At 66.0% G+C, this 7,807-nt stretch carries 11 protein-coding genes; all 11 read left to right on the top strand.

The genetic code is table 11. The features are described from left to right. Positions 1–909: carbamoyl phosphate synthase large subunit (gene carB / locus HGB10_03640; protein ID NTU70898.1), on the top strand; the 909-nt coding region annotated here is incomplete at its 5' end. A 77-nt stretch (positions 910–986) separates the two neighbouring features. After that, entirely contained in the window at positions 987–1,700 is a 714-nt protein-coding gene (locus HGB10_03635; GenBank protein NTU70897.1) for a dihydroorotate dehydrogenase electron transfer subunit, read from the top strand. After that, the gene (locus tag HGB10_03630) at positions 1,697–2,623 is read left to right on the top strand and encodes a dihydroorotate dehydrogenase (GenBank protein ID NTU70896.1); all 927 of its coding nucleotides are present in this window, start codon (positions 1,697–1,699) and stop codon (positions 2,621–2,623) included. The genes HGB10_03635 and HGB10_03630 overlap by 4 nt, the downstream gene beginning before the upstream one ends. Before the next feature lie 3 nt (positions 2,624–2,626). Further along, positions 2,627–2,854, top strand: coding sequence for a hypothetical protein (locus HGB10_03625; GenBank protein ID NTU70895.1), 228 nt, complete (start codon positions 2,627–2,629; stop codon positions 2,852–2,854). Next, the gene (gene pyrF / locus HGB10_03620; GenBank protein NTU70894.1) at positions 2,851–3,567 is read left to right on the top strand and encodes an orotidine-5'-phosphate decarboxylase; all 717 of its coding nucleotides are present in this window, start codon (positions 2,851–2,853) and stop codon (positions 3,565–3,567) included. Before HGB10_03625 ends, pyrF begins: the two co-directional genes overlap by 4 nt. A gap of 5 nt (positions 3,568–3,572) precedes the next feature. Further along, on the top strand, positions 3,573–4,148 hold the full coding sequence (locus tag HGB10_03615; protein NTU70893.1) for an orotate phosphoribosyltransferase: 576 nt from the start codon (positions 3,573–3,575) through the stop codon (positions 4,146–4,148). Positions 4,149–4,276: 128 nt separating this feature from the next. Next, the gene (locus HGB10_03610; GenBank protein NTU70892.1) at positions 4,277–4,585 is read left to right on the top strand and encodes an integration host factor; all 309 of its coding nucleotides are present in this window, start codon (positions 4,277–4,279) and stop codon (positions 4,583–4,585) included. Positions 4,586–4,637: 52 nt separating this feature from the next. Continuing rightward, on the top strand, positions 4,638–5,210 hold the full coding sequence (gene gmk, locus HGB10_03605) for a guanylate kinase (GenBank protein ID NTU70891.1): 573 nt from the start codon (positions 4,638–4,640) through the stop codon (positions 5,208–5,210). Between the two features lie 4 nt (positions 5,211–5,214). Then, a complete protein-coding gene (rpoZ, locus tag HGB10_03600) occupies positions 5,215–5,466 on the top strand; it encodes a DNA-directed RNA polymerase subunit omega (GenBank protein ID NTU70890.1) in 252 nt (83 codons plus the stop codon). 12 nt (positions 5,467–5,478) lie between these two features. Next, positions 5,479–6,702 (top strand): tRNA 4-thiouridine(8) synthase ThiI, encoded by a 1,224-nt coding sequence (gene thiI, locus HGB10_03595; protein ID NTU70889.1) that lies wholly within the window; start codon positions 5,479–5,481, stop codon positions 6,700–6,702. Beyond that, on the top strand, positions 6,699–7,787 hold the full coding sequence (locus tag HGB10_03590) for a DUF3524 domain-containing protein (protein ID NTU70888.1): 1,089 nt from the start codon (positions 6,699–6,701) through the stop codon (positions 7,785–7,787). Before thiI ends, HGB10_03590 begins: the two co-directional genes overlap by 4 nt. The last annotated feature ends 20 nt before the right edge of the window (positions 7,788–7,807 follow it).

Here is a 7,807-nt window from a genome sequence, read left to right as displayed (position 1 = left end):
GAGGAGGCCGGCAGCCACTCGGGTGACTCGGCATGCTCGATTCCGCCCTACACGCTGGGCGAGGAGATGGTCGAGAGCATCCGCGTGCAGGCACGCGCCCTCGCGATGCGCCTGGGCGTGCGCGGCCTCATGAACGTGCAGTTCGCGGTCAAGGACCAGCGCGTCTACGTGCTCGAGGTCAACCCGCGCGCGTCGCGCACGGTGCCGTTCGTCTCCAAGGCCACCGGCGTGCCGCTCGCCAAGGTCGCAGCGCAGGTCATGGCCGGTCGCAAGCTCGCGGACATGGACCTGCCCGCCGAGGACCGCGAACTCGGGCGCTTCTGCGTCAAGGAGGCCGTCATGCCGTTCGGGCGCTTCCCGGGCGCAGACAGCGTGCTCGGACCCGAGATGAAGTCCACCGGCGAGGTCATGGGCGTGGCGGGCGACTTCCCGGCCGCGTACGCCAAGTCGCAACTCGCCATCGACTACTCGCTGCCCGTGAGCGGCACCGCGTTCGTCTCGGTGTGCGATCGCGACAAGCGCCAGATCGTGTCACTCGCCAAGCACCTCACGATCCTCGGGTTCGACATCATGTCGACGCGCGGCACCGCCAAGACGCTGCGCTCGGCGGGCATCCCGGTCACCGAGGTGCTCAAGAAGCACGAGGGTCGCCCCAACATCGTCGATCACATCGCCAACGGCGAGGTGCAGCTCGTCATCAACACGCCGTTCGGGCAGGAGACGCGAAGCGACGGCTACCACCTGCGGTCAGCCGCCATCCGCCACGGCATCACCAACATCACGACACTTCCCGCCGCCGCTGCGATCGTCCAGGCGATTGAGGCGACCAAGGAAGGTCGACTCGACGTGCACGCCTTGCAGGACTTCGCAGCCGAAGAGGCCGCTGGGTCGGCCGGGGCGCCCGCGTGACGGCTCGTCCCGACAAGCCGGTCATCGAGCGCGTCCGAGTGCTCAGCAACGACCGAATCGCGCAGGGTGTGGGACTCATGACGCTTCACGCGCCCGAGTGCGCGGCAAGCGTACAGCCCGGTCAGTTCGTGCATCTGCGTGTCGCGACCGGCTCCGACATCATCCTGCGTCGGCCGTTCTCCATTCATCGCGCGTACGGCGAGCGCGTCGAGATCCTCTACCAGATCCTCGGAACCGGCACGCTCCTCATGGCCGAGAAGCCCGTCGGCGACGAGTCGATGGACCTCGTCGGCCCGCTCGGTCATGGCTGGCGGGCGCCCGAGGGCATCGCGCATGCACTCTTCGTGACCGGCGGCCTCGGCGCGGCGCCCCTCGGCATGCTCGCCGAGCAGCTCGCCGCGCATGGCGTCGCGGTCAGCGTCGCGATGGGTGCGCCCACGAAGGAGCGGCTCGTCGCGCGTGAGCTGTTCGAGAACGTCGCGCGTCAGGTGCTCGTCGCGACCGACGACGGCAGCGATGGCGAGCACGGATTTGTGACCGTCCCCGCTGCTCGCCTGCTTGCCGAGGAGCGCTTCGACGTCGTCTATACCTGCGGCCCCGAGCCGATGCAGCGCGCGATCGCCGCACTTGCGGCGGATGCGGGCGTCCCGTGCCAGATATCGCTTGAGCGCCTCATGGCCTGCGGTATCGGCGCATGCCTGTCCTGTGTCGTCTTGACCGTCGACGGTCTGAAGCGCGCCTGCGTCGACGGACCCGTCTTCGACGCGGCGGAGGTGACCTGGAAGTCATGAGCGGTAGCATCGACATGCGCGTGAATCTCGCCGGTCTCGAACTCCGCAATCCCGTTACCGTCGCTTCGGGCACGTTCGCCTCGGGCCGCGAGTTCGCGGACTTCGTCGACCTGTCACGACTCGGTGCGATCGTCACGAAGGGCGTGTCGCTCGGTCCGTGGGCGGGCAACGCGAGCCCGCGTATCGCCGAGACGGCGAGCGGGATGCTCAACTCCATAGGCCTGCAGAACCCCGGCGTCGAGGCGTTCGTCGTCAAAGACCTCGCGTGGCTCGCTGAGAACGCCGCTACGACCCCTGTCATCGTGAATGTGAGTGGGCACTCGGTCGAGGAGTACGCGGCCGTCATAGAGCGCCTGGAGGACGAGTCCGGCGTTGCCGGCTACGAGGTCAACATCTCGTGCCCCAACGTCGATGCAGGGGGGATGGCGTTCGGCTCGGAGTGCGCGCCTGCAGCCGCGGTCACCCGCGCGTGCCGAGCCGTCACCAAGCGCCCCATGCTCGTGAAGCTCAGCCCCAACGTCACCGACATCGTCTCGATCGCGCAGTCGGTGGAGGCGGAGGGCGCAGACGGGCTGTCGCTCGTGAACACCCTGCTCGGTATGGCGATCGACGCCGAGACCCGCAAGCCGCTGCTTGCGCGCGTCGTCGGCGGGCTCTCAGGCCCGGCGATCAAGCCGGTCGCCTTGCGCATGGTCTGGCAGGTGTCCAACGCCGTGGCGATTCCGATCATCGGCATGGGTGGCGTGATGAATGCGACCGACGCGGTCGAGTTCATGCTCGCAGGAGCCACCGCGGTCGCCGTCGGCACCGCCAACTTTGTGGATCCCACCGTGACGATGCGCGTGGTCGACGGCCTCGTGGAGTACTGCCACCGCCACGGGGTGACCGACGTGCGCGACCTTATCGGCGGGCTTGAGGCCTAGCCGATGACGAATCCGGTCCGCTATCTGATCGAGAACTTCGGCAAGCGGCCCGAACCCCGGCCGCCCATCATCCCCAAGCCCTGGCGGATGCCGTTCTTCGTCGGTCTCAGCCTTCTGTCCCTGCTCGCGCTGCTGCTTGTCATCAACTACGTTGTCGGGCCCGCAGTGCGCGCGCAACAGGTCGACCAGGGTGCATCGACATCGTCTCAGGTGAAAGGCTCGAACCAATGACGGAGTACAACCCGATCATCGTCGCTCTCGACTGCAGCGCTGCCGAGGCGCTCGAGCTTGCGCGAACGCTGCGAGGTCGCGTGACGTGGCTCAAGGTCGGGATGACGCTCTACTACGCCGAAGGGCCCGGGATCGTCGCCACGCTCACCGAAATGGGCTTCTCGGTGTTTGTCGACTTGAAGCTGCACGACATCCCTCACCAGGTCGCTGGCGCCGCTGCGTCGATCGCCAAGCTCGGAGCGGGCATGATGACCGTGCATGCGAGCGGGGGAGAGCCGATGATGCGCGCAGCGGTCGACTCGGCGCGCAGGGCCGCCGATGAGGCCGGTGTTGAGCCCCCTGCGGTGCTTGCGGTCACGGTGCTGACCAGCTCAGACGATGCCATGCTCGCATCGGTCGGGGTATCGCGCACTGCCGCCGAGCAGGTCAAGCTGCTGGCGCTCGTTGCGGCCGACGCGGGCGTCGATGGCGTCGTGTGCTCCCCGCAGGAAGCCTCGATCATGCGCGAGGTGCTCGGCGACGACGCACTCATCGTCACCCCCGGTGTTCGGCCCACGTGGAGTCAGGCCGGTGATCAGGCCCGTATCTCGACGCCTGCTGCCGCGTTGGCGGCAGGAGCGAGCCACCTGGTCGTGGGGCGACCGATCACCGAAGCGACCGACCCCGCCCATGCTGCTTCACGCATACTCTCAGAGATCGAGGAGACGAACTGATGTCGATGACCGACGAGACGATTCTGCAGGCCCTCAAGGACGCCGAGGCGATCCGAACCGGCCACTTCGCACTCACAAGTGGCAGGCATTCCGGTACCTACGTGCAGTGCGCAAGGATCCTTGAGGACCCTGCGTTGACGACAGAACTCGCGAAATCCGCTGTTGAGCGGCTTCCCCAAGGGCTGGATATCGACTTGGTCGCAGCGCCGGCGGTCGGCGGGCTGATCATCGGGTTCGCAGTGGCGCAGGCGCTGGGGGTCAAGTTCATCTTCAGCGAGCGCGAGCAGGGGACCATGGTGTTTCGCCGGGCGTTCGAAGTGCCTGCCGGTGCGCGGGTTCTCGTTGTTGAGGACGTCGTCACCACAGGTGGGAGCGTTGGTGAGGTCATAGATCTCGTTCGTGCCGCAGGCGGTGAGGTTGCCGGGGTCGTCTCTCTGATCGATCGGGGCGGGGACAAGAAGTTCGAGGCGCCCTTCTGGCCTCTCCTTCGACTCGAGGTTGAGTCTTGGGAGCCGGATTCGTGTGTCCTTTGCGCCGCGGGCGAGCCGATCTACTCGCCCGGCAGCCGACGACTTGCATAAGATGCTTGGCATCGTCGCAGGTCAGGCGTAGCATTACTCCCATTGGGGGTCGCTCTCCGCATCTGCCAGCTCGACACTTGCTCCGGGGAGAGGGGCCGACTGCCCAGCCAGCTTGACGAGGAGGAACCATGGCACTTCCGAACCTGTCGCCCGAGGATCGCCAGAAGGCACTCAAGAAGGCCGCTGAAGCGCGCCAGAAGCGTGCCGCACTGCGCGTCGACATCAAGAGTGGCAAGCTTTCGTTCGCCGCTGTGATGAAGAAGAGCGACGACCCCGTCGTTGCCCGCATGAAGGTCTCGACGCTGCTTGAGTCGCTCCCGGGCTACGGCAAGGCCAAGGCTCACAAGATCATGACCGAGCTCGAGATATCCGAGAGCCGTCGCGTGCAGGGCCTCGGTGCCCGCCAGCGCGAGCAGCTCCTCGACCGTCTCGGCTAGCAGCGCCCCTGCTCCGTACGCCCACGCAAACGGCAGGGGCAGCGCGCACCGAATGCGACAAGGAAACCTCTTCATAGTCTCCGGCCCCTCTGGCGCGGGCAAAGGCACGCTGGTCAAGGAGCTGCCTTCTCGTGTACCCGACCTCTGGGTCTCGGTGTCCGTGACGACCCGCGAACCGCGCCCCGGTGAGATCGAAGGGGTTCACTACCAGTTTGTGTCGGACGATGAGTTCCAGACGCTCGCCGCGTCTGGCGGCTTGCTCGAATGGGCCGAGGTCCACGGCAATCGCTACGGCACTCCTCGTGCGCTCGTGGAGGAGAAGGTCGCCCAAGGGCGTCAGGTGGTGCTCGAGATCGACCCGCAGGGTGCATTCCAGGTCAAGTCGCTGCGCCCGGCCTCGGTGCTCATCTTCATAATGCCGCCCTCATGGGAGGAGCTGCAGCGTCGCCTTGAGAATCGGGGCAGCGAGACGAAAGCGCAGGTCGAACGGCGTTTAGAGACCGCGAAGCACGAGCTTGAACTTGTGGGGGAGTACGACCATGTGGTACAAAACGACGACATCCCTCGAGCCGTTGACGAGCTCGTGGGCATAATCGATTCGTACGCACATCAACAGGAAGCCTGAGGATATGTCTGTTATCAACCCGCCGATCGACGATCTGCTCGCCAAGGTGGATTCGAAGTACACGCTCTGCATCGTCGCAGCCAAGCGTGCGCGTCAGATCAACGACATGACGCACGGTCTTCGTGACCAGGCGCTGCTTTCTATGCACACGAGCGACCTCACCGACCTCATGAAGAAGAAGCCGCTGTCCAAGGCCCTTGAGGAGATCGCCACCGGCGACGTCTCCTACGAGCGCACCAAGGACAGCTACAAGTAGCAAGGCACCGCCGTGTTCGAGCGCGTCTGCCTCGTCCATCACGCTGAGATCGGCCTCAAGGGCCGGAATCGCGCACAGTTCGAGCGCCGACTTCGAGACAATCTCGAGGCGGCGCTCGTTGGTTTTCCCGTAGGCCGCGCCGAGAAGCTGCCATCGCGGGTCTGCTTCGCGGTCAAGGACCCCGCCCGCGTCTTCGACGTTGCCGAGCGCATCGCTCAGATTCCCGGCGTCGCCTTCGTGTCGCCCGCGTTTCGCACCCATCGCGACCCGGACGAGTTTCTGCCGGCGGCGCTTGAGGCGCTGCGTGAGGCGGGGCCGTTCACAACGTTTGCTGTCGATTCACGGCGATCGAACACCGACTATGCGGTGCCGAGTATGGAGACGAACCGCGTCGTAGGTGCGTTTCTGTGTGAGCACGCCGGAGCCCGGGTGAATCTCAAGCACCCGGATGTTCGGGTCCGGGTCGACGTCGTGCAGGGCGCGGTCTACGTGTCGTCGCGCCGTATCGGGGGTGTAGGCGGTCTGCCGGTGGGAATGTCCGGACGAGTCGTCTCGCTGCTTTCGGCCGGGATCGACTCACCGGTGGCGACCTGGCGCGTCATCCGTCGCGGTGCCGTCGCGGTTGGCGTTCACTTCTCGGGGGTGCCGCACACCAACGACCTGTCGCAACGTCTCGTCGCGGAGCTCGCAGACGTGCTTGAGACCACCGGCGGCCTCGGGCGCGTGTACGTCGTGCCGTTCGGCGAGCTTCAGCGCGAGATATCGCTCGCGTGCCCGCCCGACCTGAGGGTGCTGCTCTATCGCCGGCTCATGTTTGTGGTCGCCGAGCGAATCGCCGAGGCGGAGCGGGCGAGTGCGCTGGTCACAGGCGAGTCGCTCGGGCAGGTGGCGTCGCAGACCCTCGCAAATATCCGTGCCGTCGACGACGTTGCCACGTTCCCTGTGCTCAGGCCCCTGATCGGCAACGACAAGCTCGAGATCATGGAGCAGGCGCGCGAGTTGGGAACCTACGACATCTCGATTCAGGAGCACGACGACTGTTGCACGCTCTACATGCCGAGGACGCCCGAGACCCACGCACGGCTTTCTGCGGTCCGGGACGCTTGGGCTGCACTGCCGCATGAACGAATGGTCGACGACGCGCTAGCCTCGATGAGTTGGCTGGATTATCGGGCCCGCGGCTACCGGCCCCCTTCGCGGTGGCCCACCATCCACATGGAAGCAGCGGAGCAGTGAGCCGGCTCAGGATCTTGGCGCTGGAGCCGTACTACGGTGGCAGCCACCGTGCGGTACTCGATGCGCTTGTCGATCACGTGGATGCGGAGTGGACGCTGCTCACTCTTCCGGCGCGCAAGTGGAAATGGCGCATGCGCGGAGCGGCGATCTCGATGGCAGCGGATGCACGCGCACTCGCCGGGGAGGCCGCGCCGCCGTTCGACGTGATTCTTGCCTCGACGTTTCTCAACCTCGCGGAGTTTCGCGGTCTAGCGGGATCGCGACTGGCGGCCGTGCCGGCCATCGTGTATTTCCATGAGAACCAGCTCGTCTATCCCAATCGCCACACCGCCGAGTGGGACTTCCAGTTTCCGCTCACCAACATCACGAGCGCGCTCTCGGCGGAAGCCTGCGTCTTCAACACCCGGTGGAACCTCCAACGCTTCGTCGAGGAGATTCCCGGGTTCATCGCGCAGTTCCCCGACTGCAGGCCTTCAGGGCTCGCCGAGAGCATCGCTGCCAAGTCGCGTGTTCTGGCCCCGCCGTTCGACACGGCGTGTTTCGATGCGGCACCAACCCGTGGCCCCCGATGCCGCATCATCTGGCCGCATCGCTGGGAGCACGACAAGAACCCTGACGAGTTCTTCTCGGCGGTACGGCAGCTTGCTGATGAGGGTCTCGACTTCGAGGTGGTCGTCGCAGGGCAGAGCTTCCGCGAGACAGAACAGTCCATGCGTGAGCTTGCCGATTCCCTGGGGGAGCGACTGGTCCACTGCGAACAGCCGGAGAGTCGTGCCGAGTATGGCCGACTGCTTGCCAGTGCGGACATCGCAGTCTCGACCGCCGACAACGAGTTCTTCGGGCTGGCGATGATAGAGGCGTGCCACTTGGGCGCCACACCACTCGTGCCCGACAGGTTGGCATACCCGGAGATCTACCCGGCGGAGTACCGCTACGCCGGCCGGGAGCAGTTGGTGTCGCGGCTTCGGGGGATGGTGCAGCATCGCCCTCGGCCACTAGCCGCGCGGGAGTTGTCTCGGCCGTTTCTCATCGAGAACCTCGCGCCCGCCTATGACCAGCTCTTTCGCGAGACGGCCGCGCGCTGAGACTCGGCCCGGCGTCTGCG

This window comes from Coriobacteriia bacterium (assembly GCA_013334745.1).
Taxonomy (GTDB): Bacteria; Actinomycetota; Coriobacteriia; order Anaerosomatales; family JAAXUF01; genus JAAXWY01.
The sequence above is the reverse complement of the archived record's forward strand: the minus strand, read 5'-3'. Positions and strand labels throughout refer to the sequence as shown.

Coding starts and splice junctions, on each gene's coding strand:
- HGB10_03635 (NTU70897.1), top strand. CDS start 987: ATGACGCTTCACGCGCCCGAGTGCGCGGCAAGCGTACAGCCCGGTCAG.
- HGB10_03630 (NTU70896.1), top strand. CDS start 1,697: ATGAGCGGTAGCATCGACATGCGCGTGAATCTCGCCGGTCTCGAACTC.
- HGB10_03625 (NTU70895.1), top strand. CDS start 2,627: ATGACGAATCCGGTCCGCTATCTGATCGAGAACTTCGGCAAGCGGCCC.
- pyrF (NTU70894.1), top strand. CDS start 2,851: ATGACGGAGTACAACCCGATCATCGTCGCTCTCGACTGCAGCGCTGCC.
- HGB10_03615 (NTU70893.1), top strand. CDS start 3,573: ATGACCGACGAGACGATTCTGCAGGCCCTCAAGGACGCCGAGGCGATC.
- HGB10_03610 (NTU70892.1), top strand. CDS start 4,277: ATGGCACTTCCGAACCTGTCGCCCGAGGATCGCCAGAAGGCACTCAAG.
- gmk (NTU70891.1), top strand. CDS start 4,638: ATGCGACAAGGAAACCTCTTCATAGTCTCCGGCCCCTCTGGCGCGGGC.
- rpoZ (NTU70890.1), top strand. CDS start 5,215: ATGTCTGTTATCAACCCGCCGATCGACGATCTGCTCGCCAAGGTGGAT.